The organism is Pseudaquabacterium inlustre (assembly GCF_038066595.1).
In the GTDB taxonomy this organism is placed as follows: Bacteria; Pseudomonadota; Gammaproteobacteria; order Burkholderiales; family Burkholderiaceae_C; genus Pseudaquabacterium; species Pseudaquabacterium inlustre.
Genome location: NZ_JBBUTH010000010.1, coordinates 1 through 23,386, shown reverse-complemented (window position 1 = coordinate 23,386; position 23,386 = coordinate 1). Strand labels below are relative to the sequence as shown.

The following is a 23,386-nucleotide window of genomic DNA, read 5'->3' as shown; positions in this document are numbered from 1 at the left end:
GGCAGTTCCATGCACAACGTCGCCATCATCGGCGGCGGGCTGGCCGGCCTGGCGCTGGCCCACAGCCTGCACGCCCGCCAGATCGACTGGGTGCTGTTCGAGGCCCGGCCCCGGCTGGGCGGACGCATCCTCACCACCACGCTGGCCAACGGCCAGGCCGTGGACCTGGGCCCGGCCTGGTACTGGCCCGACCGCCATCCCTCGATCAGCCGCCTGGTCGATGACCTGGGCCTGGACAGCGTGGCCCAGCCCGACGACGGCCGCGTGCTGCTGCTGGACGACCCCAACCGCCAGCCGCGTGCCCTGGCCTTCGATGCCGCCACCGGCCAGCTGGCCACCGGCGAGGACGCCCCGGCCACGCCGGGCAGCGTGCACGGCGGCGCGCGGCGCCTGACCGGCGGCATGAGCGGCCTGGTTCAGGCCCTCAGTCAGGCCCTGCCGCCGGCGCGCCTGCAGCAGGGCCAGACCTTGCAGCGCGTGACCGACCACGGCAGCCATGTCAGCCTGCAGCTGCAGGATGCGCAAGGCCGGAACACCGTGCTGGCCCGCCGCGTGGTGCTGTGCCTGCCGCCGCGCGTGGCGGCCGAGCGCATCGGCTTCGAGCCCGCGCTGCCGGCCGATGTGCTGCAGGCCATGCAGTCCACCCCCACCTGGATGGCCACCGCAGCCAAGGCCGCCGTGCCCTGCGGCCGCGCCGCCTGGCGCGATGCCGGCCTGGCCGGCAATGCCTGGGTGACGCACCCGCAGGCCGTGCTGGACGAGGTGTACGACGCCAGCGCTGATCCGGCAGGCCCTGCCGCGCAGGCGTCGGCACTCGCCGGCTTCGTGGCGCTGGGTGTGGCGCAGCGCGCGCAGTTCAGCGCCGGCATGCCGCTGCTGATCGACAGCCAGGTGGGCATGCTGTTCGGCATGGAGGCCGAGGCCGGCACGCCGCAGCTGCACGACTGGGCCACCGAGCCGCTCACCTGCAGCAGCCTCGACCTGGCACAGGAAGCCCTGGCCGGCCAGCATCCGCCGTATGGCGACGCCGCGCTGCAATCGGCGTTGTGGCAAGGCCGGCTGTGGCTGGGTGGCAGCGAGACCGCACGCCAGGGCGGTGGCTACCTGGAGGGCGCGCTGGCCAGTGCCGGCCGCCTGCGTCGGCAGCTCACCGAACCGGTCCAGTCTGCATCGAACGCGCCTGGCGCACCCGCCACATCGACCACCTCGACCGTCACGCCGCCCGCCCCTGCCCTCGACGAGGCCGCGCTGGCCCTGGCGTTGCAGGCCTACACCCAGCGCGTGCAGCAGGGCCGCGAGGAGGCCTTCGCCCGCTACCGCCAGCAACTGCACCAATCGCTGTCGCAGCAGCAGGTGGCGCAGCTGACCCAGCGTGCGCTGCTGGGCGCGCTGGAATCGCTGTACCAGGAGGCCCTGGCCGATCTGGCCAGCCTGCCGGCACCCACCCACCTGGTGCCGGTGGAGGCCGGGCGCCATGCGCTCACGCCGCAGGTGCTGCAGCCTTTCATGGGCCTGGCCGACGAGCTGCTGGCCGAGGCGCTGCGCTTCAACGCCACCAGCTGCGCCCTGTCGAACTTTCCGTTCGAGCACCGGCCCGACGGCGAGTACGTGCGCGTGATCCGGCGTGACCTGGCGGCCGCGTGGCAGGCCTTCGCGCTCGACGCCAACCAGCAGTTGCAGCAGGCCAGGGCATGAAGCTGGCGCTGGACTGGCGCGCCTACGACGCCTACGGCGAGGGTGACGCCTATGCCGCCGTGCCGAAAAGCGGCGACGGCTTCGGCAAGGCCGCCGCGCTGTGCATCGGCAGCCGCCAGTGCCAGAAGGCGCGCGGCGAGCCGGGCGACAAGGGCGTGATGTGCCCCAGCTTCCGCATCCGCCACGACGAGCTGCACAGCACCCGCGGCCGCGCCGCCGCGCTGCGCCAGGCGCTGGACGGTGAACTGGGCGCGCAGGCCTTCGCCGGCCCCGAGCTGGCCGCGGCCATGGACCTGTGCGTGGCCTGCAAGGGCTGCAAGCGCGAATGCCCCAACGGCGTGGACATGGCCGCGCTGCGCGCCGAGACGCTGGCCCAGCGCTGGCAGACGCAGGCGCCGTCGCGGCGCACGCGGCTGTTCGCCACACTGCCGCAGTGGCTGCCGCGCGTGGCCGCCGTGCCCGGCCTGCGCGCGCTGATCGCACTGCGCAACCGCATGCCGCTGCTCGCGCGGCTGGGCGAGCGGCTGACCGGCATCGCGGCGCAGCGCTCGCTGCCCGTGCCGGCGGCGCAGCCTTTCGACCAGCGTGCCGCCCGCGCCTCGGCCCCTGCCGTGCCGGCATCACCCGCCGCCGGTGCTGCCCCGGCACCCGCGGCACCCGCGCCGCGCGAGGTGGCGCTGCTGGTCGACTGCTTTGCCAACCACCTCGACCCGGCGGTGGCCGAGGCTGCCGTGGACGTGCTGCGCGCTGCCGGCCTGGTGGTGCATCCGGTGGTGGCGGCCCCCGCCAAAGATGGCAAGGACGCACTGTGCTGCGGCCGCGCCGCCTGGTCGGCCGGGTTTGTGGACCGCGCGCGCGAGCAGGCGCGCACGCTGCTGGCCGCGCTGGCGCCGCACCTGGCCGCCGGCCGGCCGGTGATCGGCCTGGAGCCCTCGTGCCTGAGCATGCTGCGCGACGAGGTGCACCTGATGGGCCTGGACCCCGACGCGGTGCAGGCCCTGGGGCGCCAGGCCCTGATGCTGGAGGAGTACCTGGCCCGCGAGCTCGATGCCAAGCGCCTGAGCCTGCCGCTGCAGGCCTTGCCGGCCACCGCGCTGGTGCACGGCCATTGCCACCAGAAGGCCTTCGGCACGCTCAAGAGCCTGCGCAAGCTGCTGGCCCAGGTGCCGCAGCTGCAGGTGCAGTGGATCGAGTCCAGCTGCTGCGGCATGGCCGGCAGCTTCGGCTACGAAGCCGAGCACCATGCCGACTCGCTGGCCATGGCCGAGCTGTCGCTGCTGCCCGCCGTGCGCGCCGCCGCGCCCGAGGCCCTGCTGGTGGCCAGCGGCACCAGCTGCCGCCACCAGATCCGCGACGGCGCGCAGCGCGAGAGCCTGCACCTGGCCCAGCTGCTGCAGGCCGCGCTGCCGGTGGCGCGGTCCGCTCGATGAAGGCCCACTGATGAAGCTGCAACTCGACCGCCACCAGGTGCAGGCCCTGGCTCTGGCCTTCCCGTCGCTGCACATGCTGCGTGACCCGCTGCGCTACGGCCACCGCGTGGAACTGACCGCCGGCAGCCTGCCGCTGGATGCGCTGGAGATGCTGGCCCGGCTGTACGACGAGGCCGGCGCCGCGCTGACCGGCCGCGCCGCGCAATTGCGCGCGCTGGTGTCGGCACTGCGCGATGGCGCGACCGAACCGCGCTTCGCCCCCGGCAGCGAGCTGGAGGCGCTGCTGCCGGCGTTCGTCACCTACCTGATGAAGAACGCGCACGCTGACCGCGCGCGCGGGAAGTACGCGTCCGATGTCAACGGCCGCGGCTGGCTGTTCGCCACCAATGCCGACGGCAAGCCGCTGCCCTGGGTGGTGACGCGCATCGACTTCGTGGCCGGCTCGTCGGAAGAGAACGCCAAGCTGATGGTGGAGCTGAAGGCCCAGGCCAAGGCCACCGTGCTGAGCCAGACGCTGCGCGTGGCCGATGCCGATCTGCGCGCGCTGGCCGGCCCGGCCGACGCCGGCCCCACGATCGCCGAGCTGCTGGCCGCCAAGGGATTCTTGAAAGAGACGCCTGAGCTGCTGGCCGCCTGCGATGCCACCAATGAGCGCTATGCCGCCTGGCACGGCCGCTACGGCGCGCTGTTCAATGCCAGCGGCACGGGCTTCCATGCCGAAGACCCGAACGCCACGCACCGCGACACCGACTGGAGCCGCAAGGACCAGATCGTGCTGGCCTCGGGCGGCGGCAGCGCCCGGCTGGTGAACGACGAAGGCATCCTGCCGCCGCGCGCCGCGCTGCTGGATGCGCCCGGCGACATCCTGGGCCCCTACCTGCGCAAGGCCGGCAAGAGCAGCGACTACGAATACGAGCACGAGTGCAGCGATCTGAAGGCCCAGCTGCAGGCCCTGGCGGACGCCGGCACGCCGCTGTTCACGCGGCTGCCGGTGCACGGCTACCTGTTCATGTTCCACCTGGAGCTGCACCAGCACCTGTGGGTGCATGTGGACGACATGCAGCCGCATGTGTACGCGCCCGAGCTGAAGGGCAAGCTGGTGCTGCCGCGCGAGCAGACCGACCTGATCGACATCCTCACCGCCGAGATGGACGTGCTGATGGACGACGTGGTGGCCGGCAAGGGCGGCGGCACCACCGTGCTGTGCGCCGGCCCGCCGGGCGTGGGCAAGACGCTGACCGCCGAGGTGTATGCCGAGGTCATCGGCCGGCCGCTGTACCGCGTCCATTCGGGCCAGCTGGGCCTGAACGTGGCGCAGATGGAGCAGGCGCTGAAGGAGGCGCTCACCCGGGCCCAGCGCTGGGGCGCGGTGATGCTGATCGACGAGGCGGATGTCTACATCCGCAAGCGCAGCGACGACATCGCCGCCAATGCCGTGGTGGGCGTGTTCCTGCGCGTGCTGGAGTACTTCGACGGCCTGCTGTTCCTCACCACCAACCGCATCGACGACATCGACGAGGCCATCGTCAGCCGCTGCATCGCACTGATCCGCTACCACGCGCCCGACCATGCCGCGCGCGAGCGCATCTGGCGCGTGATGGCCCAGCAGTTCGAGCTGGCCATCGACGATGCGCTGATCGCCACCCTGGCCGCCACCTACCCGCAGGCCACCGGCCGCGACATCAAGGGCCTGGCCAAGCTGGTGGCCAAGACCTGCCGCCACCAGGCGCTGGCGCCCACGCTGGCGGTGTTTGCGCGCTGCGCCTTGTTCCGGGCGCTGGACGCGCATCCGGTGGACGAGCCTGCGCTGGAGGGTGGCTGACATGTACCACCGGTCCTTGTATGAAATCGTGGTCGATTGCGGCAAGGCCATCCGCACACTCACCGCCGAGATGCAGGATGAGCAGGAGCTGTTCGCCAGCGCGCTGACCCTGCGCGCCGTGGAAGCCCAACTGCTGATCATGGCCCACACGTTGGGCAACGTGACGCCGGTGCTGCACCAGAAGCTGGCCCAGGTGGACTGGCTGGGCTGGAGCGCGCTGCACGAGAAGCTGCGCCACGGCATCCAGCCCCGGCGCGAGGAGATCTGGTACGCGGTGAACGGCCTGGTGCCGCAGACCATGGACCTGCTGACCGAGCTGCGCCGCAAGCAGCCGGTGTGGTTCGAATCCGGATACTGAGTGGGAGAGCAACCAGCATGGCGATTCCTGACCTGGGCTACCTGGCCCTCAGCGAGAACCCCAGTGCCGAGGCGGGCCGCGCACTGATCCGCCAGTTCGTGCTGGTGCGCGAGGCCGACCGCATGGGCTACGACGACATCTGGCTGGGCGAGCACCATGCCGACGGCGCCTGGCCGCAAAGCGCCATCGTGGCGCTGCTGGGGCACCTGGCGGCCGCGTCCACCAAGGCGCGCATCGGCGCGCTGCCGCTGCTGCCCGCGCTGCGCCGCGCGCAGCCGCTGGCCGAAGACCTGGCCACGCTGGACCTGCTGAGCAAGGGCCGGCTGGAACTGGCCGTGGCCAGCGGCGCGGCCCAGCCCGGCCTGCTGGCCACGCACGGCCTCACGCCCGCCACCGCGCGCGACCGGCTGATCACCGTGATGGCCGAGTTGCAGCAGATCCTGGGCACGCCGCGAACGCCCCAGGCCCAGCCCGGCAGCGCCGGCCTGGTGCCCGCGCTCGGCCGCCCGCACATCCCCACCTGGCTGGCCGCGGACGACGAATCCGGCCTGCGCCATGCCGGCGCGCAAGGCTGGGGCGTGGTGGCCGCCGCCACGCACACGCAGGCCCGGGTGCTGCGCGCCCACCGCATCGCCAGCGAGGCCGCGGCCGCCGCCGGCCTGGCCGCCCCGCCACTGCTGCTGGCGCGCTTTGCCTGCAGCGCCGACACGCACGACGCGGCCGTGGCCATCGCCCGCCCCTACCTGGAAAGCTTTGCCCTGCGCGCCAAGGCCGCCGGCTGGGGCGCCGACCCCGCGCGCAGCCTGGCCACCGACCCCGAGGCCCTGCTGGCCGAATCGCTGGTGGGCAGCCATGCCGAGGTGGCCCAGCGCTTCAGCGCCCTGTCCAGCACCCACGGCGCCAGCCGCGTGGCCATCGTGCCCACCTCGGGCCAGTTCGACACCCACAAGCACATCCTCGCCGCCTTCGTCGACGAGGTGCGGCCGCTGCTGGACGATTGAAGGCGCCTGCGTGGGGTGGGGCATCGGGTTGGAACGTGGGTGGGCCGAGCTTGACCTCGGGGTTTGGCGCCTTGCCCGCCACCCCGGCACGGCGCACCATCACCGCTGCGCTGTTCGGAGTCCGCCATGCAAGACACCCCCGCCAAGACCCCCTGGCACCTGCGGCTGGTGGGCGTGGTCGCCACGCTGTTCAACGCCATCGGCGTGTTCGACTACGTGATGAACCTCGCCAAGGGCCCGGCCTACCTGGCCAGCGCGGGCTTCACGCCCGAGCAGGTGGCGCACTACCAGGCCATGCCGCTGTGGATGATGGCGGTGTAGGCCGTGGGGGTGTTCAGCGCCTTTGCCGCGTCCATTGCGCTGCTGCTGCGGCGGGCGCTGGCCGCACCGGTGTTCTGGCTGTCGCTGGCGGCCTTCGGCATCAACGTGGCCTACAACCATCTGCTCACCAACGGTGCGGCCATCCTGGGCCGGCAGATGAGCATCACCAGCGCGGTGATCGCGGCGCTGTTGCTGCTGTTCGCGCTGTATGCCCAGGCTCAGGCTCGGCGCGGCGTGCTGCGTTGAGCACGGTTGCAGCGCGCGCAGAACGGCGCCAGCAGCAACGCCCGCCACACGCGCCAGGCCGCGCCGCCCGGTACGCCGGCCACGCCCACACGCGCCGGGCCCGTTGAGCCCGGAGAGCGCCAAGTGCCCAGCAACTGATCCCACAGCGGGATGGCGGTGCCGTAGTTCAGCGCCTCGGCGGGGTGGATGCTGTGGTGCCAGCGGTGCAGCTCGGCCGTACCGATCAGGCGGTTCAGCGGGCCGAGTGCGCCGGCGATGTTGGCATGCACCGCAAAGCTCTGCACCTGGATGAACAGCGCCGCCCAGGCGATCACGTGCGCATCGAAGCCCAGCAGCAGCCAGGGCAGCACGCGCGAGAGCTGGTTCCACAGCACGTTGATCGGGTGCGTGGCGATGTTGTTGCTGGCGTTCACGCGTTCAGGCGCGTGGTGCAGCGCGTGGACGCGCCAGCCCCAGCCATCGGCATGCGCCCAGCGGTGCAGCGCGTAAGGTCCCAGCTCACCCAAGGCCACGGCCAGCGGCCAGGCGAACCAGGGCGCTACGCCGGCCATGGGGGCTGCCGTTGCCGGCCACAGTGCGCGCAGGTGCAACGCCAGCGCAGCCACCAGCAAGCCGCCCAGCGCATCGGTGGCGGCGTTCAGGCCCAGGAAGGCGCCGTCGCGCAGCAGCTCGCTGCGGCCGGGTGTCCAGTCGGGCCGGGCGGGCCAGCGCCGCTCGGCCCACATCAGCCAGGCCAGCGACAGCAGCGTGCCCAGCGTGAGCATGTTGGCATCCGACAGCCCGGCGCGGCCGCAGGCCACAACGAAGGGCGGCAGCGCGGCCAGCAGCAGCAGGTGCGGCCAGTTCACATGCAAGGCGGGGCGTGATGCAGGTGTTGCAGTGTTCATGGGCGGCATCGTGCGGCGACCGAAGCAGACCTGCATTAACCCGGGTTCACACCCAACCCACGCCAGAATGAGGCCATGACCGAAGCCTGCCCCGCCTGCGGCCCCGCCTTCGCCAGCTGGCTGGCCGCCCAGCCCGAGCGCCAGGCGGCCTGGGCCGCGCTGCCGCGGCGGGCGGTGGCCGCTGGCGAAGTGCTGCAGGCCGTGGGCCAGCCGATGGCGGCAGTGTGGTTCGTGGAGCAGGGTCTGCTGCGCAGCCACTTTCTCGATGCCCAGGGCCGCGAGCGCAACTGCGCCTTCCATCCCGAAGGCCAGTGGGCCGGCATGCCGCCGCCGCGCGGCGCACCGGTGGCCGCCAGCGTGGCCATCGAGGCGCTGGAGCCCGGCCGCCTGGTGGCGCTGAGCCATGCCGCACTGGTCGCCCTGCTGCAGCACCAGCCCGGCTGGCAAGCCACGCTGACCGATGCGCTGGTGGCCAACCTGATGGCCCAGTCGCGCCGCGAGGCCTCGCTCACCATGCACAGCGCCGAAGAGCGCTATGCCCTGTTCCTGGCCGAGCAGCCCGACCTCGCCGCGCGCCTGGCGCTGCACCATGTGGCCAGCTACCTGGGCATCACCAACGTGGCGCTGTCGCGCATCCGACGGCGCATCAGGCAGCGCCAGGCCGTGCCCGGCTTGCCCCCCTCCTGAAATGCCCGCCCCGCCGATGCGCCCTGCCCTGTCTGAGCTCCCACTTGTCCGCCTGTTGAGGCGCCCGCTGTGGCTGGCCCTGCTGGCCAGCCTGCTGGTGGGTTGCGCCACGCTGGCCGCCACGGCGCTGGACGAGCGCTTCGGCCCCGCAGAGCCCACGCGGCACGATGCGCCGCTGCCGCCCACGGCCGGCGCGCCCAGCTACACGCGCGACATCAAGCCGCTGTTCGACAGCCGCTGCGTGGTGTGCCACGGCTGCTACGACGCGCCCTGCCAGCTCAAGCTCACGCGCTGGGACGGCATCGCCCGCGGCCTCAGCAAGGCCAGCGTGTACGGCGACATCCGCCTGGCCGAGGCGCCACTCACCCGCCTGGGCGTGGATGCGCAGCGCGCCTCGCAATGGCGCAGCATGGGCTTCGACCCGGTGCTGAACGAGCGCAGCCCCGCCCCCGATCACCAGCTGGCCGCCAGCGTGCTGTGGCGCAGCCTGCAGCTCAAGAGTCTGCACCCGCTGCCCGGCACGCCGCTGCTGTCGGATCGCGACTTCGACTTCTCGCTCAACCGCGAGGCCAGCTGCCCCAAGCTGGCCGAGTTCGATGCCCATGCCCAGCGGCAGCCACTGGCCGGCATGCCCTACGGCCTGCCCGGGCTGAGCGCGGCCGAGATCGATCTGGTGCGCCGCTGGCTGGTGGCTGGCGCGCCCGATGACCCCGCGCCCGCCCTGCCCGCCGCCATCACTGCCCAGGTGGCGCAGTGGGAGGCCCTGCTCAATGGCGCCAGCCGCAAGGAGCAGCTGGTGGGCCGCTACCTGTACGAGCACCTGTACCTGGGCCACCTGGTGTTCGAGGGCGATGCGCAGCGCCACGTCTTCCGGCTGGTGCGCAGCCACACGCCGCCGGGCCACCCGATCGAGCTGATCGCCACGCGCCGGCCGTTTGACGATCCCCAGGCCCACGGCGCGCAGGGCCGGCCGTACTACCGCCTGCAATGGGACAGCGAGACCCTGCTGGCCAAGACCCACATGCCCTACACGCTGAGCGCCGCGCGCATGGCGCGCTGGCGCGAGTGGTTTCTGCAGCCAGCCTACGCGGTGGACAGCCTGCCGGGCTATGCGCCCGAGGTGGCATCGAACCCGTTCAAGACCTTTGCCGCGCTGCCGCTGCGCAGCCGCTACCGCTTTCTGCTGGACGACGCGGGCTACTTCGTCAACAACTTCATCAAGGGCCCGGTGTGCCGCGGCCAGACCGCGCTGGACGTGATCCAGGACCGCTTCTGGGTGTTCTTCGTCGACCCCGAAACGGGCGCCAGCGACGATGCGGCCCAGCTGGTGGCGCGTGAGGCCGAACTGCTGCGCATGCCCGCCGCCGACGGCAGCAGCCCCAGCCTGCTGGCCTGGCGCGCCATCGCGCAGGGCGAGGACGCGCTGCTGGCGGCCAAGAGCCAGGCCATGGAAGCGACGTTCGGCCCCGGCCGCCAGCCGATTGACCTGCGCTTTGTGTGGAACGGCGACGGCCACAACCCGAATGCCGCGCTCACCATCTTTCGCCACTTCGACAGCGCCACCGTGGAGCGCGGACTGATCGGCGACGCACCCAAGACCGCCTGGGTGATCGGCTACCCGCTGCTGGAACGCATCTACTACCTGCTGGTGGCCGGCTACGACGTGTACGGCAGCACCGCGCACCAGTTGCACACCCGGCTGTCGATGGACTTCCTGCGCATGGAAGGCGAGGCGCACTTCTTGATGCTGCTGCCCAAGGCCGCGCGCATCCCGCTGCGCGACACCTGGTACCGCGGCAGCAGCGATGAGGTGAAGCGCCGCGTGCTGGGCGGCGTGTACCGCTTCGAGGCCGAGAGCGGCGTCCCCTACCCCGCCGGCACCGATGCCCAGCAGCACCTGTACCGCCTGCTGCACCAGCGCCTGGCCCCGGTGCTGACCCATCGCCACGACATCAACGCCTCCACAGAGCCCGACCCCACCGCCCGCCAGGCCCTGCAGCAACTGGCCGCACTGCGTGGCCCTGCCCTGCAATGGCTGCCCGAAGTGACCGTGCTGCGCATCGACACGGACAGCACCGGCGGTACGGCAGCACGCTATGTGAGCCTGCTGCGCGACACCGGCCACCTGAACGTGAGCACCCTGCTGCGCGAGAACGCGATGCTGGCGCCCGACGAGCACCGCCTCACCGTGGCCCCCGGCTTCATCGGCGCCTATCCCAACGCCCTGCTGCATGCCACGCCGGCCCAGCTGCCCGCCCTGGTGCAGGCCATCGCCCGCCTGAAGACCGAGGACGACTACCGCGCCCTGGCCGACCGGTTTGCGATCCGCCGCACCGATGCGCGCTTCTGGGACGCCAGCGACGCACTGATGTCGGCCTACCGCCGTTGGGCGCCGGCCGAGGCGGGCGTGGTGGACTGGAGTCGGCTGGAGAACCGGTAGAGCCAGCCAGTGCGCGTCAGCCGGGCCGGCGCCGCGGTCGCCTCACGCCAGTTCGAACAGCGCTGCAGCCCCCATGCCACCGCCCACGCACATCGAGACCACGACATGCCGCGCGCCGCGGCGTCGGCCCTCGATCAGCGCATGGCCCACCAGCCGTGCACCGGTCATGCCGTAGGGATGGCCGATGGCGATGCCGCCGCCGTTGACGTTGTAGCGTTCGGGGTCGATGCCGAGGTGATCTCGGCAGTACAAGGCCTGGCAGGCAAAGGCCTCGTTGAGCTCCCACAGGTCGATGTCCTGCACGCGCAGGCCGTGCCGCTGGAGCAGCTTGGGGATGGCGTGGATCGGGCCGATGCCCATCTCTTCGGGCGCGCAGCCGGCCACGGCCATGCCGCGGTAGATTCCCAGAGGGTCCAGGCCGCGTTGCCTGGCGAGTGATCGTTCCATCAGCACGCAAGCCGATGCCCCGTCGGACAGCTGGCTCGCGTTGCCCGCGGTGACGACACCGCCCTCCAGCACCGGCTGCAGCGCAGCGAGACCTTCCAGCGTCGTGTCCGGGCGGTTGCCCTCGTCCCGGCTCAGCACCACCCGCTGCACGCGGCGCTCGCCCGTCGCTTTGTCATGCACCTCCTGCACCACCTCGATGGGCACGATCTCCTGGTCGAAGCGGCCCGCCGCCTGCGCCGCTGCGGTGCGCTGCTGCGATGCCAGGGCATAGGCATCCTGTGCCGCGCGGCTGATGCCGTACCGGCGGCTGACGAACTCCGCCGTCTGCAGCATCGGCATGTACGCATGGGGGGCGAAGCGCTCGGCCTGCGGATCCTTCGCGGCCTGCACGCCGTCGAAGTAGGCGCGCTGTTCGGCGGTGATGTTCTCCTGTCCGCCGGCGACCAGCACGTCCATGCCGTCCACGATGATCTGCTTGGCCGCCGTGGCGATGGCCATCAGGCCCGAGGCGCATTGGCGGTCCATGGTCTGCCCGGCAACCGTGACCGGCAGGCCCGTCGCGAAGACCGCGTTGCGCGCCAGGTTCATGCCGGCGGTGCCGGCGCCCAGCACCGTGCCGACCAGCACGTCCTCGACCTCGGCCGCATCGATTCCCGCGCGCTGCACGGCATGGCGGATCACGTGGCCCATCAGGCTGGGTGATCGGGTCCGATTCAGACTGCCGCGGTACGCACGGGCAATGCCCGTGCGGGCCGTGGCCACGATGACGGCTTCTCTCATCAACGACTCCTCTTGGCGCAGACGCGCTCAGGCCGGTTGGAAAGAGGCCTTGGCCAGCTCGAGCCGGTACTGCTCCCAGCCCTGCTCCGGCACCACCTCGCCCGCGCGAGAGCTCACGGCATCCAGGTGGTCGCACAGCCACTCGGCCGCATCATCGGCCTCGTCCACGTGCACGCCCTGGGTCAAGGTGATGTGGGCCGACTCGAAGCTTCCCGCTCCAGCCAGCAGGATCATCCGCGTCGGCGCATCCTCGTGCACCAGTGGCAACAGCGCCGGCACCCTCGCATGGGTGCGCGACAGGATGCTGATGACACTGCCAGTCCCCAGACCGAGGGCCGTGAACAGGTTGACCGCCCGGGTCACCTCGCCCAGCAAGGCCCGGTGCGTGAAGCTGGCCAGCACATCGCCCACACGGCCCGAGCCCAGCACCGTGAGGGCCGGGCGGTCCCCGTGCAGCGCAGCATTGGCGTGCAGCAACTCGTAGAGGTTGCGCGACGGGATGAGGGCCTCGAGCGGCTGCCGTTCGAGTTGTTCGATGTCTTGCAGTGTGCGAATCTCGCGCACTGCACGCGTGGTCATGGCCATGGCGTCCTGGGAGCGGATGAGAGGCGCCCGACGCGCTGTGCCAAGGTGATTGGCAATGCCGTCGGTGCTCGCAAATTCTCAAAGGCGCTCCCGCGCCGTTCAATGTGACCAGTGCACAGGCCTCACAGCACAGGATGTGCATCAACGCCATCCCGGGTGGTCGACGCCCTCCGCGGCCGCCCTGCCCTCGCCTTCAACCGCCGACGCCGATCCGTTGTGACTGGATGAGGCAACCTCTCACGCGACTCTCGATGCGTGGCGGCGCGACCGCCAGACGAGCAGTCCAAGGCCAGCGGCGGCCATCAGTGCGGCCGACGGCTCGGGTACCGGCGCGGCGGCAAGATGGCCTTGGGCTTCGATCTCGTAGAGGTAACCCCACTGTCGCGTGCCGGCGTTGACGCTGTAGCGCAGGTAGCGGGCCTCGACGCCTGAGGCGAGCGCGTTGGCCGCGTTGAGGCTGCTGTCGTACACGGCGCCGTACTTGAGGCCGCCTGTGCCGGCATAGCTGAGCAGGGACTCGAGGTGGTACGACCCGGTGGCCAGGGTGGTCCAGCGGCTGCCGTCCATGCTGACGGAGAGGGTGAAGGGGTTGTCGTACGGATAGCCGCCATAGAGCTCGACGCGGTCGAGCATGTAACTGGCGCCAAAATCCACCTGCACCCAGCCACCGAAACCACCGCTGTTCCAGCTGTTGAGTCCGGTGTTGCCGGTCTGGCCGCGGTCGTCGTCGAGGATGTTGCTGGCGTCGTAAGCGGCCTTGCCGCAGCCGGTGTAGCAGCTGCTGGCCGTTGCCGTGGCAGCGGCCAGCGTGGTGAGGTCGAGCGCGTATGCCGGCGTGGCCAGAATGGTCGCCCCAACCGCCAGGGCAGCGGAGGCGGCGTGGGTTCTGGACATTCTCCAGAGGGCGGCACGCAGGGTGCGGGCACAGAGTCTGGCTGAAGGCTTGAAGGCTGGCGAGGTCATGGGCGGCTCCCGACGATCGAGTGGAACTGCCTGGGTACGCAACCCGCTGCCGCGCCGAGGCTCATCGGCTGAGGCGATCCCCCCTCAGCTGCGGGGGGAGGAGTCGACGGAGAGGACGGGCTGCCACTGCAAGCCTTCCGGCGAATGGCACAAGGGACAGGCAGCGGCTACACCTGCGCGGCCAGCCACTCTCGCGGCGCCGCCCCGAAGCGCTGCCTGAACGCCCGGCTCAGCGACGACCCCGACGAGAAGCCCAGTTCCGCGGCCACCAGCTTCTGCGGCTGGCCTGTGCGCAGCAGCGTCGAGGCCAGTGTCAGGCGCCAGTCGGTCAGGTAGGCCGAGGGCGTCGTTCCAGTCACGGTCTTGAAGGCCTCGGCAAAAGCACTGCGCGACATGCCAGCCACAGCCGCCATCTTCGACAGCGTCCAGTCGTCCTGCGGCGCGCCATGCAAGGCCACCAGGGCGCGGGCCAACCGCGGGTCGCTCAAACCCATCACCAGCCCGCTGCTGACACCCACCGCCTGAGGATGGTCGATGACCCAGCGCAACAGTTGGATCAGCACCACCTCGAACAGCCGGTCGGCCAGCAGGCGTGAGCCGCAGCGAACCTGATCCGTTTCGGCAAAGAGCAAGTCCAGCGCAGGCCGCAGGCCGGGCACCGCGTCCAGCGGCACCTGCAGCAGCGGTGGCAGCGCCGCGACGATGGGGTTGCGGTCACCGCCGGCGAACTGCAGCGTGGCGCAGGTGAAGTCCGAGCCCTCGCGCGGCGGGTTGATGAAGCTGTGGTGCAGGGCCCGTGGGTAGAGCAGCAGGGTCGGCTCGTCCACCACCATGCGCCGTGGCACGCCTTTGCGCACGCCATGCTCGATGCGCAACTGCCCGCGCCGCAGCACATGCAGGAACGCGCGATCCGGCTGCGCCTCGTAGGTGGTGCGTCCGCACAGCGGCCCGGTGTGGAACAGCGAGGCGCGCACGTGAAAGCGCTCCAGCAGCGCGGACAGCCGGTCCACCGCTGGCGGTACCTGCGCTGCATCTCTGGACGATGGGTCAAGTTCCTTGGACTTCATGACACCCATCATCCAGGCTTTCCGGCCAACATGCAATCCGTCGAGCGGCACCCGTCGCTCGCTATCCCCGGAGACCCCGCATGAGCCACGTTCCCCTGATCGATGCCACCCAGACCACGGCTGACCGCGCCGCCCTGCTGACCCAGATCCAGCAAGCCTTTGGCACCGTGCCCAACATGTTCCGCGCCGTGGCCAACTCACCGGCCGCGCTGCGCAGCATGTGGGGCTCGTTCGGCGCACTGGGCGGCGGCAGCATTCCCGCCAAGCTGGGCGAGCAGCTCGCGGTGGCCGTGGCCAACCGCAACGCATGCGAGTACTGCCTGGCGGCCCACACCGCACTGGGCCGCAAGGCTGGTGCAACGGCCGAGGAGATGGCGGCGGCGCAAGCCGGTCAAGCCACCGACCCGAAGACCGATGCGGCGCTGCGCTTCGCGCTTGCGCTCGTCGAGCAGCGCGGTCAGGTCCATGGCGATGACGTACGCCGCCTGCGCGAGGTGGGCTTCACCGACGAGGGCATCGTCGAGATCGTGGCCCACGTCGCACTGAACCTGTTCACCAACTACGTGAACGTGGCGCTGAACGTGCCCGTGGACTTCCCGAAGGTGGCGCTGCGCCGCGCCGCCTGATCACCCGCGACCGACCGGCCCTCGGCACTTGAGGCCGGGGGCCGGCACCACTCAGGAGACCCCATGCCCCACCCCGCCTCGCCATCGCACCCGGTGCTGCCCGAATGGGACGTGAGCACCTGGCTGAACGCGCCAGCGTCCATCACACTCGCCTCGCTACGTGGCCGCGTGGTACTGCTGCACGCCTTCCAGATGCTGTGCCCGGCCTGTGTGGCCCATGGCCTGCCGCAGGCTGAGCGGGTGCGCCAGGACTTCCCGGCGGACGAATTGGCCGTCATCGGCTTGCACACCGTCTTCGAGCACCATGACGTGATGTCGGTCCAGGCGCTGCAGGCCTTCATCGACGAGTACCGCTGGTCCTTCCCCATCGGCGTGGATCGACCCGACGGCCGCGGCGGCCCGTCGCGGACGATGACGCGCTACGGCCTGCGCGGCACACCCTCGTGCATCGTGCTGGACCGCCAGGGCCGGGTGCAGTTGCACCACTTCGGCCGCATGGATGACCTGGCGCTCGGGGCGTTGCTGGGTGGCTTGATCGCCAGCCGGCCGGGCGCCGAGGCGATGCCGGCAGATGCATCCGCTTCGCTGCCGGGCAGACCAGACGACGGTGCCTGCTCATCGGCAGGCTGCATCGTGGCCGAGGTTGCCCGATGAAGACCGCTGTCGCCATCCGGCACCTCGCCTTCGAAGACCTTGGCCTGATCGAGCCCTGGCTCCGGCGCCAGGGCTGGCGCAATGTGACGTACGACGCCGGGGTCGACGACCTGCGCACGATCGATCTGGCACAGGTCGACCTGCTGATCGTGCTTGGCGCGCCGATCGGTGCTTATGACGACGCGCTGTATCCCTTCCTCGCCGACGAAGTCGATCTGATCCAGCGGCGCCTGGCCAGCGCGCGGCCGCTGCTGGGCATCTGCCTCGGCGCGCAACTGATGGCGCGGGCGCTGGGCGCGGCCGTCGCGCCGATGGGTCACAAGGAGATCGGCTTCGGGCCACTGACGCTCACTTCGCCAGGCAGCGCCAGCCCGCTGGCGCGTGTCGGTGCGCAACCAGTGCTGCACTGGCACGGCGATCAATTTGAGCTGCCCGCAGGCTGTGCGTCGCTGGCCACCACGCCCGCATGCCCGCATCAGGCTTTCATGGTGGGCGAGCAGGCAATGGCCTGGCAGTTCCATCTGGAGGTCGATGCCGCACGCATCGAGCAATGGCTGATCGGCCATGCCGGCGAGCTGCAACAGGCCGGCATCGACATCGCGGCGCTGCGTCGGGCCGCGGCCCGGCACCGCGCCGGACTCGCGCAAGCCCTGGATGCGGTGCTGACCGACTGGTTTGATCGCGTGTGGCCATGAGCACGCCATGAACCCATCCGGCGCCATCGGTGCAGGTGGCGCATGGCGTGGGGAGTGCCTGGTCAGGGTTCATTCATCCGAACTGCCGAAGCCGAAGAGGCTCAGCAGACTGGTGAACAGGTTGAAGATCGAGATGTACAGCCCGACGGTGGCCAGCACGTAGTTGGTCTCGCCGCCAGTGACGATGAGGTGGCGCCCGTGGCCGCCAGGGCCAGGGTGACAACCTGTGCGCCGCCTGGCAAAGCCAGCGACTTGGCCAGCACCGGCCCCAGGGAGTAGCCCATGAAGCTCGTCAGCGCGAACACCGCAGGCAGGGCCCAGCCGCTGTTCTTGAGCCTGTAGACGGCGAAGAGCAGTCCGAAGTAGCCGCCCAGCGTCAGCAGCATGCCTGGCGCCGGCAACTGGTACGCCACACTGGCGGCGGCAATGGCCGCGCTGAACAGCAGCGTCATCGACAGCAGGGCGTAGGTGTTGCGCAGGACACGGCGCGTAACGGCAACATCCGCGTGCGTCGCGCTGCCTGCGACGTTCGGCACCGCATGCACGGTCTCCGGACGAGCGGTCGAGGGAATGGACGTCATCGAGGTCATGGTGTCGAGTCCTGGGGTGATGGGGGTTCAGCGTTCGGGACTGATGAGGCGTCGGCGCATGCGGCGCGCGGTCAGATCGCGCAAGTCTGTGGCTTGTGGATGGCGGGACTGGAAGAGCACTTGCATCACGGATCTCCGTCGATTGAGAGACAGACGGAATATGGGATGCCCGGCAGTTCTGAAAAATCAGCACCTCTGGAACATGCTCATCGAGAAAACCTGCTCATTGAAGAGCACTCAGGCCGCTGGAAGCCGCGCGCAAATCGTCTTGGACGCCCTTGCGAGGCTGAAAACTTTCTTCGAGAAAATCGAAGTCAATCTGCTTTGAAAGCTGGTTCTTCCTCAGCCAGCCAGTCCCCACACTTCGGGTCATTCGAAAGCCAGAGAAGGTCCGAACATGTTTTACGCACTCGGTTGGTTCGCCATCGTGGCTCTGCTGGCGCTGTGGTCGCTGTGCGCCTGGGCATTGCATGCCGTTGCGGTGTGGACGGTCTCGAATGCAGACGCGCTCACCGGGGTTGCATCAGGCAAGGTCAACATCACCGTGCCGGATTGGCTGTCTGCCTGGTTGCCGCCCGAAGTCGCGCAGTGGGCCAGTCAGCTCGTGGCGGGCCTTGCGCCGTTCGTCGATGGACTGCTCCAGGCCGCACCGGCGCTGGCAAGTGGCCTGACCGTGGCGACATGGGTGATCTGGAGCATCGGCAGCGTCTTGCTCGTGCTGCTGGGTGCGGGGCTGCACCTGCTCATCGCGCTGTGGCGCCGCCAGGATGGCCGCGCATCCCGTCACCGTGCCACCTCGTCGCTGGCAGCAGGCTGATGGCACCCGCCTCATCGTCGCCGCCAACGAACGCCACGCATCCTGAACAACGGAATCCCGATGGACACCGGCACGCTGCTCCTGGGTATCCTGACCCTCTGTCTGGCCGGGGTCACCTTCCACGCCTGGCACCTGGGCAATGAGAAGCGCGATGTCGTGCTGCTCGGTGTGTTCAGCGCGCTGATGGGCGCGGTGAGTGCCGCCGTTGCAGTGGTTCTTTGAACCCGAGCGCGCGCTGGCGCCACTCGCGCGGCGGACAGCCGTAGCGCTCGCGGAAGGCCCGGCTGAAGTGGGCGGCGTCGTTGAAGCCCCAGCGGAAGGCGATGTCCGACACCGGCCGTTTGGCCAGCCGGGGATCGGACAGATCCTTGCAGCACCGTTCCATGCGCCGCGCCCAGAGGTGCTGCGCCGGCGAGTGAGGCTCGCCCGCGAAAAGCCGGTGCAGATGGCTGACCGACATGCCGAGCTGGTGCGCGACCGACTCGATCGTCAGATCGGGCTCGTGCAGGTGCTCATCGATGTGGCGCCGAATGCGCGCCAGGTGGTAGGTCCGCAGCGCGTTGGCCTCGACGCGTTGCGGGCCGCGCAGAGTTCCCAGTCCTGCGGCCACCAGGCTCAGCAGGCTGTCGCCGATCGCGGCGGTCGATGCGGCCGGCAGCGTGCCCAATTCGCCCCGCAGGCTGTGCAGCATGGCGTGCAGGATGCGCCCCGGCCCGGTCGTGCCCGAGACCTTGGTGGCTGTCAACGATTCGACGTCACGCACGGTCGCGCGCAGCGCCTCACCGCGAACCTTCAGCACCATCTCTTCGAAGTCTTCGCTGAAGCGCAGCGTGTAGGGCCGCCGGCTGTCGTAAATGGCGAACTCGCCCGGGGCCATCAGCGTCTCGCGGCCGTCCTGCTCCACCATGCCGTGCCCGCGCGTCTGCAGCGCGACCAGAAAGCAGTCCTCCGGATCACGGGCAATGGCGGCGCGCGTGCGCAACACCGTCTGCGGGCCTGAGCGCACCACGGACACCTCCAGCCCGGGCAGCCGGTGATGTTCGATCTCGCCATCGAACGTCCCGGCGGCCGCTGGCAGGGGCGAACAGTCCAGCCTCACATACGTCGAGCAGATCATGTCGACCCAGTAAGACAGCCGGTCTCGCGAGCCGACGGCATCGGTGGTCAGGACTTGTCTCATGGTGCTTCTCGTCAGGTCCTTCGGCTGGGGCCGGAGGGTGGGCTTTCCAGTGGCCGGATTGCAGCGCACAAAGCATGCAAGTCGAATGCCTGAAAGCCCGTAGGGGAGAAGCTGAGTCAAGTACAGGGAGAGGCCGAGTCAAGCAGCCCCCAGGCGTCACTCCGCCACTGCGGCCACCACAGCCGGCGTGGCCGACGCCGGCATCTCGCGCCAGCTGGAGCCTTCGGGCACCTGCGAGATCACCCGCGTGCCCGGCGTCTTGTTGAGCAGAAGCCGGGTGGCGTCCGGGCGGGCGTAGTGTCCGGCGGGATCGGCCGCGGCCTTGGCCTGGGCGATCATGCCCAGGTCGATGTCGGCCACCACCAGCCCTTCCTCGGTCTCTTCGAGGCGATTGCCGAGCTCCGACCCGTCGGGCGCATAGATGCGCGCGAAGCCTCCACCCTGGAGCAGGAACTGACGCTGCATCTCGTCGGTGCACAGCAGCTCCTGCATCTTGGCCGACACCGTGGCGCACGGGGCGATGACGAAGCAGCCGCCTTCCACCGCATACACCCTGCTGGCGGCGTTGTTCACCTCAGCGCCAAGGGCGTGCGCGCCGCCGCGGTACACCGAGAAACTGGGCCAGGCGGCCACATGGATCTGCTCGTTCTGCGCATACATGGCGTACTTGCTGAGCGGTTGCAGGTGCTCCCAGCAATTGAGCATGCCCACGTTGCCGATCGCCGTGGCCGCCACGCTCAGGTCGGAGCCATCACCGTCACCGAAGACCGAGCGCTCGACGTGTGTGGGGCGCAGCTTGCGGCGCGTCAGCACCGTCTTGCCCTGGTTGTCGATCAGCGCCTGGCCCATGTAGAGGCTGCCGCCCGAGCGCTCGCTGTAGCCCGTGGACAGCCAGATGTTGCACTGACGGGCCGCATCGGCCAGGCGCTGGAACTCGGCCGACTCGACGGCCAGCGCGTTGTCGAAATAGCGCTGCACGTATTGCATGCCCAGCGCCGGCGCCGCCAGCCAGATCCACCACGGGTAGCCGGGAATCCAGGTCTCCGGAAAGGCGATCAGCTCGACGCCCTGGTTGGCGGCGCGCTCCATGTACGCGATGGTCTTGTCGATCGTGGCCTCGAGGTCCAGGAACTCGGGGGCGGCCTGGACGGCGGCGACGCGCAGCTTCGGGTGTTGCAGGGCAGGCATCATGACTCCTTGGAAGGTTGCAGCGGGCTCGATTGAGCTGCATCCATCGTCGGGTCAGCGGCGCGCTGAGTCTTGCCTGGGCATCCCGGCTCTTTTGCTCACAAGTCTCCTGGTGGGCAGGAGCCCGCGGGTTTCAGATGCGGACCGAGCACTTGTCGGCAGGCTGCTTTGCAGGGGCGGCACAGGGCGAGTGGCCAGTGCTCTTGCGGGTCGATCGGGCGCCTGGTTCAGATTGGCAGCGGTCAGTCAGTGGTCGGCAGGCTGGACCCGCAATCGACCCACTTCTGCCGTTCGGCGTTGCCGAAAGCTGCCGGATGACCCTGCCTCAGGGTCGCTCGCTTCGTGTCCAGGAAGCTGCAGTTCGTGGTGACCAGCACTCGGCCAGCAGCGGCCGGTCGTGACGGTCGGCTTTCGGGTAGGCTACTCGGTAGTCGGGGGCGCCGAGGGTCGTTCTGCGAGCCCCGTGTTGAGGTGGAACGAAAAGCTGAGATTCGCTGGCCCCGCATCCAACTACAACCTAAGGCTAACTGTTTTGCTTGAAGCGCTCATCAAGAATCTCACCCAGGACATTGCAATCCTGCAGCGTCGCATCGAGTTGGGAAAGGACGCCGGCTTCAACGATATGTCGCGGCTTTTGGAGGTACTGACGATCCAGGTTTTCAAAGCCCTGAATATTGCGGACCTTGTACGCATGGATCAGCTCCGGATGAGCTTTCCGGCCATTGATGTAGCTGACAAAGGCAAGAGCGGCGGAATCGCAGTGCAGGTCACCTCGGTGGCGGATGCCAACAAGGTAAAGAAGACGATCCAGGCCTTCGAAAAACAGGACGCCAACGGAAAATCAATCAAAGACGGATACGCCAAGCTCTACATCTTCGGCTTCTGCAAGCACGCCAAGCGGGTTGAGGTGCCACCATATTGCGAAGTGATTGGCCCTGGTTTTCTTGTCGATCAATTGACGGACCTCGGCGACGAAGTTCCGGTGCAAGACGTTCTGGACGCCATCCGCCGCCATTTGGACTACGCTTCGATCCATCCCTACGACGATGTGGCGTGCCTGCGAATCGCGCTTGGATACATTAGCCGCAACGCGGTTAGGCACTTCATGTCATGCGAGGGCGACGTGAACGATATGACCCGAGGCCTGACGGAGATCACCGAACTGCTCGGCAAGGGCACGGTGAACCGCAAAGAAAAGTCTAAGGCTACGCTGAACAAGGCGTTGATTTCGACGCTGCGTCGGGCTGATACCCAACTTGCCTGACCTGACGCTGCTGCTCTACGCCAATGCTGCATTTTTCGGCGGTTTCGAGGCGACTGGGGCGTCGCACGCCCACTGTGGACGCACTCACTCCGTCAGATGCTTGCGCGCCATGTAGATGTTCGCCAAGCCCAGCGCCACGAACGCGCGTGTCGCGTTCCTCGCCAGGCCCTTGTAGCGGACTTTGCTGAAGCCGAACTGGCGCTTCACCACTGAACCGCCCCGGGTTTCGCGGAGGCTCCAACCCTTGAGAAGATGGAGCCATGAAGAAGTCGAGCAAGTTCTCACCTGAGGTCCGCGAGCGGGCTGTCCGGATGGTCCAGGAGCAGCGCGGGGAGTACCCGTCGATGTGGGCGGCGATCGAATCGATAGCGCCGAAGATCGGCTGCGTGCCGCAGACGCTGCTGGACTGGGTCAAGCAGTCGGAGGTGGATTCGGGCACCCGGTCGGGCGTGAGTACGGCCGAGGCACAGCGCATCAAGGATCTGGAGCGCGAGGTGAAGGAGTTGCGGCGGGCCAACGAGATCCTGAAGCTGGCCAGCGCGTTTTTCGCCCAGGCGGAGCTCGACCGCCGACTGAAGTGATGTACCGGCTGGTGGACGAGCATCGCAGCGTCCATGGGGTCGAGCCGATCTGCGAGGTGCTGCAGATCGCCCCGTCGGCCTACCGGCGGCATGCGGCCCGTGTGCGTGAGCCGCAACTGTGCAGTGCCAGGGCCCAGCGCGACGCACAGTTGATGCCGACCATCGAGCGTGTCTGGAACGACAACCAGCAGGTGTACGGCGCTGACAAGGTCTGGATGCAGATGAACCGCGAAGGCGTGGTGGTGGCCCGCTGCACCGTCGAGCGGCTGATGCGTCGCCTGGGCCTGCAGGGCGTGCGTCGTGGCAAGGTGGTGCGCACCACCATTGCCGATCCGAAGGCGCCGTGCCCACTGGACAGGGTCAACCGACAGTTCCGCGCCGACCGTCCAAATCAGCTTTGGGTCTCGGACTTCACCTACGTCTCGACCTGGCAGAGCTGGCTGTACGTGGCCTTCGTGGTGGACGTGTTCGCACGGCGCATCGTGGGCTGGCGCGTGAGCAACTCGATGACCACCGACTTCGTGCTCGATGCGCTGGAGCAGGCGCTGTACGACCGGCAGCCAGAGCGAGACAGCAGCCTGATCCATCACAGCGACCGCGGATCGCAATACGTGTCGATACGGTACTCAGAGCGCCTGGCCGAAGCGGGCGTGGAGCCCTCGGTCGGCAGCAAGGGCGACAGCTACGACAACGCCCTGGCCGAGACCATCAACGGCCTGTACAAGGCCGAGGTGATTCACCGGCGCAGCTGGCGCAGCCGTGACGCTGTGGAGCTGGCAACCCTGACCTGGGTCTCCTGGTTCAACAACCATCGCCTGATGGGGCCCCTGGGCTACATCCCGCCGGCAGAGGCCGAGGCAAACTACTACCGCCAACTCGCCGAGCAATCGGCCGCAGCGGTGTGACCACTTAAACCAACTGGCCTCCGCGAAACCAGGGGCGGTTCACCACCGCGAATACGTGTTCCACCCGCGAACGCACCTTGGACTTGATGCGGTTGGCGATGCGCTCAATGTCGGCCGCGATGCCTGCTGGGCCAACACGCTGGTTCGTCCGGTCCTG

The 23,386-nt window shown here is 69.3% G+C and carries 25 protein-coding genes, 1 pseudogene and 1 other annotated feature; of the genes and pseudogenes, 17 read left to right on the top strand and 9 right to left on the bottom strand.

Annotated elements, in window-relative coordinates; translation table 11 throughout:
- Positions 1 to 9 precede the first annotated feature (9 nt).
- The 7 genes from AACH10_RS20445 (at position 10) to AACH10_RS20415 (ending at position 6,873) form a co-directional block, all read left to right on the top strand.
- Positions 10 to 1,695 (top strand): flavin monoamine oxidase family protein, encoded by a 1,686-nt coding sequence (locus AACH10_RS20445; protein ID WP_341412358.1) that lies wholly within the window; start codon positions 10 to 12, stop codon positions 1,693 to 1,695.
- The gene (locus AACH10_RS20440) at positions 1,692 to 3,125 is read left to right on the top strand and encodes a (Fe-S)-binding protein (protein WP_341412357.1); all 1,434 of its coding nucleotides are present in this window, start codon (positions 1,692 to 1,694) and stop codon (positions 3,123 to 3,125) included. The genes AACH10_RS20445 and AACH10_RS20440 overlap by 4 nt, the downstream gene beginning before the upstream one ends.
- 10 nt (positions 3,126 to 3,135) lie before the next feature.
- Positions 3,136 to 4,947, top strand: a complete 1,812-nt coding sequence (locus AACH10_RS20435) for an ATP-binding protein (protein ID WP_341412356.1) — start codon at positions 3,136 to 3,138, stop codon at positions 4,945 to 4,947.
- A 1-nt stretch (position 4,948) separates the two neighbouring features.
- Positions 4,949 to 5,305, top strand: a complete 357-nt coding sequence (locus AACH10_RS20430; protein ID WP_341412355.1) for a ribonuclease HepT family protein — start codon at positions 4,949 to 4,951, stop codon at positions 5,303 to 5,305.
- A gap of 17 nt (positions 5,306 to 5,322) precedes the next feature.
- Positions 5,323 to 6,306 (top strand): LLM class flavin-dependent oxidoreductase, encoded by a 984-nt coding sequence (locus tag AACH10_RS20425; protein ID WP_341412354.1) that lies wholly within the window; start codon positions 5,323 to 5,325, stop codon positions 6,304 to 6,306.
- Between the two features lie 126 nt (positions 6,307 to 6,432).
- Positions 6,433 to 6,627, top strand: a complete 195-nt coding sequence (locus tag AACH10_RS20420; protein ID WP_341412353.1) for a hypothetical protein — start codon at positions 6,433 to 6,435, stop codon at positions 6,625 to 6,627.
- A gap of 3 nt (positions 6,628 to 6,630) precedes the next feature.
- Positions 6,631 to 6,873, top strand: a complete 243-nt coding sequence (locus AACH10_RS20415) for a hypothetical protein (RefSeq protein WP_341412352.1) — start codon at positions 6,631 to 6,633, stop codon at positions 6,871 to 6,873.
- On the opposite strand, the gene AACH10_RS20410 is transcribed toward AACH10_RS20415, so the two are convergent.
- Positions 6,846 to 7,721: a sterol desaturase family protein gene (locus AACH10_RS20410; RefSeq protein ID WP_341412842.1), complete on the bottom strand. Its 876-nt coding sequence runs from the start codon at positions 7,719 to 7,721 to the stop codon at positions 6,846 to 6,848. The genes AACH10_RS20415 and AACH10_RS20410 overlap by 28 nt on opposite strands.
- A gap of 114 nt (positions 7,722 to 7,835) precedes the next feature.
- On the opposite strand from AACH10_RS20410, the gene AACH10_RS20405 reads away from it, so the two are divergent.
- Positions 7,836 to 8,447, top strand: coding sequence for a Crp/Fnr family transcriptional regulator (locus tag AACH10_RS20405; protein ID WP_341412351.1), 612 nt, complete (start codon positions 7,836 to 7,838; stop codon positions 8,445 to 8,447).
- A 55-nt stretch (positions 8,448 to 8,502) separates the two neighbouring features.
- The gene (locus tag AACH10_RS20400; RefSeq protein ID WP_341412350.1) at positions 8,503 to 10,887 is read left to right on the top strand and encodes a fatty acid cis/trans isomerase; all 2,385 of its coding nucleotides are present in this window, start codon (positions 8,503 to 8,505) and stop codon (positions 10,885 to 10,887) included.
- Between the two features lie 42 nt (positions 10,888 to 10,929).
- Here the strand turns inward: AACH10_RS20400 and AACH10_RS20395 are convergent, their stop codons facing one another.
- The 4 genes from AACH10_RS20395 to AACH10_RS20380 form a co-directional block, all read right to left on the bottom strand.
- Positions 10,930 to 12,114, bottom strand: coding sequence for an acetyl-CoA C-acyltransferase (locus tag AACH10_RS20395; RefSeq protein ID WP_341412349.1), 1,185 nt, complete (start codon positions 12,112 to 12,114; stop codon positions 10,930 to 10,932).
- A gap of 27 nt (positions 12,115 to 12,141) precedes the next feature.
- Positions 12,142 to 12,693 carry a hypothetical protein gene (locus tag AACH10_RS20390; RefSeq protein WP_341412348.1) on the bottom strand — a complete coding sequence of 184 codons (552 nt, stop codon included), beginning with the start codon at positions 12,691 to 12,693 and terminating at the stop codon, positions 12,142 to 12,144.
- Positions 12,694 to 12,936: 243 nt separating this feature from the next.
- Positions 12,937 to 13,662 (bottom strand): discoidin domain-containing protein, encoded by a 726-nt coding sequence (locus AACH10_RS20385; RefSeq protein ID WP_341412347.1) that lies wholly within the window; start codon positions 13,660 to 13,662, stop codon positions 12,937 to 12,939.
- Positions 13,663 to 13,829: 167 nt separating this feature from the next.
- The gene (locus AACH10_RS20380) at positions 13,830 to 14,672 is read right to left on the bottom strand and encodes an AraC family transcriptional regulator (protein WP_341412346.1); all 843 of its coding nucleotides are present in this window, start codon (positions 14,670 to 14,672) and stop codon (positions 13,830 to 13,832) included.
- Positions 14,673 to 14,809: 137 nt separating this feature from the next.
- Here AACH10_RS20380 and AACH10_RS20375 point away from each other — a divergent pair, with 137 nt between their 5' ends.
- The 3 genes from AACH10_RS20375 to AACH10_RS20365 all read left to right on the top strand — a co-directional run bounded on the left by AACH10_RS20375 (position 14,810) and on the right by AACH10_RS20365 (position 16,704).
- Entirely contained in the window at positions 14,810 to 15,355 is a 546-nt protein-coding gene (locus AACH10_RS20375; RefSeq protein ID WP_341412345.1) for a carboxymuconolactone decarboxylase family protein, read from the top strand.
- A gap of 63 nt (positions 15,356 to 15,418) precedes the next feature.
- A complete protein-coding gene (locus AACH10_RS20370; protein ID WP_341412344.1) occupies positions 15,419 to 16,009 on the top strand; it encodes a peroxiredoxin family protein in 591 nt (196 codons plus the stop codon).
- Positions 16,006 to 16,704, top strand: coding sequence for a glutamine amidotransferase (locus AACH10_RS20365; RefSeq protein ID WP_341412343.1), 699 nt, complete (start codon positions 16,006 to 16,008; stop codon positions 16,702 to 16,704). The genes AACH10_RS20370 and AACH10_RS20365 overlap by 4 nt, the downstream gene beginning before the upstream one ends.
- A gap of 101 nt (positions 16,705 to 16,805) precedes the next feature.
- Here the strand turns inward: AACH10_RS20365 and AACH10_RS20360 are convergent, their stop codons facing one another.
- A complete protein-coding gene (locus tag AACH10_RS20360; RefSeq protein ID WP_341412342.1) occupies positions 16,806 to 17,294 on the bottom strand; it encodes a Bax inhibitor-1 family protein in 489 nt (162 codons plus the stop codon).
- A 202-nt stretch (positions 17,295 to 17,496) separates the two neighbouring features.
- Between AACH10_RS20360 and AACH10_RS20355 the strand changes: the two genes are divergently transcribed.
- From AACH10_RS20355 to AACH10_RS20345, 3 genes are all read left to right on the top strand, one after another.
- The gene (locus AACH10_RS20355) at positions 17,497 to 17,622 is read left to right on the top strand and encodes a hypothetical protein (protein WP_341412341.1); all 126 of its coding nucleotides are present in this window, start codon (positions 17,497 to 17,499) and stop codon (positions 17,620 to 17,622) included.
- A 69-nt stretch (positions 17,623 to 17,691) separates the two neighbouring features.
- Positions 17,692 to 18,111: a hypothetical protein gene (locus AACH10_RS20350; RefSeq protein ID WP_341412340.1), complete on the top strand. Its 420-nt coding sequence runs from the start codon at positions 17,692 to 17,694 to the stop codon at positions 18,109 to 18,111.
- Between the two features lie 60 nt (positions 18,112 to 18,171).
- The gene (locus AACH10_RS20345; protein ID WP_341412339.1) at positions 18,172 to 18,333 is read left to right on the top strand and encodes a hypothetical protein; all 162 of its coding nucleotides are present in this window, start codon (positions 18,172 to 18,174) and stop codon (positions 18,331 to 18,333) included.
- Here the strand turns inward: AACH10_RS20345 and AACH10_RS20340 are convergent.
- Complete coding sequence (locus AACH10_RS20340; protein ID WP_341412338.1) at positions 18,284 to 19,291, bottom strand: AraC-like ligand-binding domain-containing protein; 1,008 nt, start codon at positions 19,289 to 19,291, stop codon at positions 18,284 to 18,286. The two genes, AACH10_RS20345 and AACH10_RS20340, sit on opposite strands and share 50 nt — an antisense overlap.
- 156 nt (positions 19,292 to 19,447) lie before the next feature.
- Complete coding sequence (locus AACH10_RS20335; RefSeq protein WP_341412337.1) at positions 19,448 to 20,479, bottom strand: carbon-nitrogen hydrolase family protein; 1,032 nt, start codon at positions 20,477 to 20,479, stop codon at positions 19,448 to 19,450.
- A 532-nt stretch (positions 20,480 to 21,011) separates the two neighbouring features.
- Between AACH10_RS20335 and AACH10_RS20330 the strand changes: the two genes are divergently transcribed.
- Positions 21,012 to 21,743, top strand: coding sequence for an SMEK domain-containing protein (locus tag AACH10_RS20330; RefSeq protein WP_341412336.1), 732 nt, complete (start codon positions 21,012 to 21,014; stop codon positions 21,741 to 21,743).
- Positions 21,744 to 21,827: 84 nt separating this feature from the next.
- Here AACH10_RS20330 and AACH10_RS20325 read toward each other — a convergent pair.
- A pseudogene (locus AACH10_RS20325) lies at positions 21,828 to 21,956 on the bottom strand (IS5/IS1182 family transposase); the annotation flags it as partial.
- A 47-nt stretch (positions 21,957 to 22,003) separates the two neighbouring features.
- Between AACH10_RS20325 and AACH10_RS20320 the strand changes: the two are divergent.
- A protein-coding gene (locus tag AACH10_RS20320) for an IS3 family transposase (protein ID WP_341412335.1) occupies positions 22,004 to 23,229 on the top strand; the annotation gives its coding sequence in 2 pieces (ribosomal slippage) (positions 22,004 to 22,295 and positions 22,295 to 23,229; 1,227 coding nt in all).
- Positions 22,282 to 22,398 (top strand) — a sequence feature (AL1L pseudoknot). It overlaps the preceding gene by 117 nt.
- Positions 23,230 to 23,386: the final 157 nt, after the last annotated feature.

Excerpts from the sequence above, each read along its gene's own strand:
- AACH10_RS20365 (WP_341412343.1), top strand. The coding sequence starts at position 16,006 with ATGAAGACCGCTGTCGCCATCCGGCACCTCGCCTTCGAAGACCTTGGC.
- AACH10_RS20425 (WP_341412354.1), top strand. The coding sequence starts at position 5,323 with ATGGCGATTCCTGACCTGGGCTACCTGGCCCTCAGCGAGAACCCCAGT.
- AACH10_RS20405 (WP_341412351.1), top strand. The coding sequence starts at position 7,836 with ATGACCGAAGCCTGCCCCGCCTGCGGCCCCGCCTTCGCCAGCTGGCTG.
- AACH10_RS20430 (WP_341412355.1), top strand. The coding sequence starts at position 4,949 with ATGTACCACCGGTCCTTGTATGAAATCGTGGTCGATTGCGGCAAGGCC.
- AACH10_RS20360 (WP_341412342.1), bottom strand. The coding sequence starts at position 17,294 with ATGACCTCGATGACGTCCATTCCCTCGACCGCTCGTCCGGAGACCGTG.
- AACH10_RS20370 (WP_341412344.1), top strand. The coding sequence starts at position 15,419 with ATGCCCCACCCCGCCTCGCCATCGCACCCGGTGCTGCCCGAATGGGAC.
- AACH10_RS20345 (WP_341412339.1), top strand. The coding sequence starts at position 18,172 with ATGGACACCGGCACGCTGCTCCTGGGTATCCTGACCCTCTGTCTGGCC.
- AACH10_RS20335 (WP_341412337.1), bottom strand. The coding sequence starts at position 20,479 with ATGCCTGCCCTGCAACACCCGAAGCTGCGCGTCGCCGCCGTCCAGGCC.
- AACH10_RS20340 (WP_341412338.1), bottom strand. The coding sequence starts at position 19,291 with ATGAGACAAGTCCTGACCACCGATGCCGTCGGCTCGCGAGACCGGCTG.
- AACH10_RS20385 (WP_341412347.1), bottom strand. The coding sequence starts at position 13,662 with ATGACCTCGCCAGCCTTCAAGCCTTCAGCCAGACTCTGTGCCCGCACC.
- AACH10_RS20375 (WP_341412345.1), top strand. The coding sequence starts at position 14,810 with ATGAGCCACGTTCCCCTGATCGATGCCACCCAGACCACGGCTGACCGC.
- AACH10_RS20420 (WP_341412353.1), top strand. The coding sequence starts at position 6,433 with ATGCAAGACACCCCCGCCAAGACCCCCTGGCACCTGCGGCTGGTGGGC.
- AACH10_RS20395 (WP_341412349.1), bottom strand. The coding sequence starts at position 12,114 with ATGAGAGAAGCCGTCATCGTGGCCACGGCCCGCACGGGCATTGCCCGT.
- AACH10_RS20440 (WP_341412357.1), top strand. The coding sequence starts at position 1,692 with ATGAAGCTGGCGCTGGACTGGCGCGCCTACGACGCCTACGGCGAGGGT.
- AACH10_RS20350 (WP_341412340.1), top strand. The coding sequence starts at position 17,692 with ATGTTTTACGCACTCGGTTGGTTCGCCATCGTGGCTCTGCTGGCGCTG.
- AACH10_RS20445 (WP_341412358.1), top strand. The coding sequence starts at position 10 with ATGCACAACGTCGCCATCATCGGCGGCGGGCTGGCCGGCCTGGCGCTG.
- AACH10_RS20435 (WP_341412356.1), top strand. The coding sequence starts at position 3,136 with ATGAAGCTGCAACTCGACCGCCACCAGGTGCAGGCCCTGGCTCTGGCC.
- AACH10_RS20390 (WP_341412348.1), bottom strand. The coding sequence starts at position 12,693 with ATGACCACGCGTGCAGTGCGCGAGATTCGCACACTGCAAGACATCGAA.
- AACH10_RS20355 (WP_341412341.1), top strand. The coding sequence starts at position 17,497 with ATGCTCATCGAGAAAACCTGCTCATTGAAGAGCACTCAGGCCGCTGGA.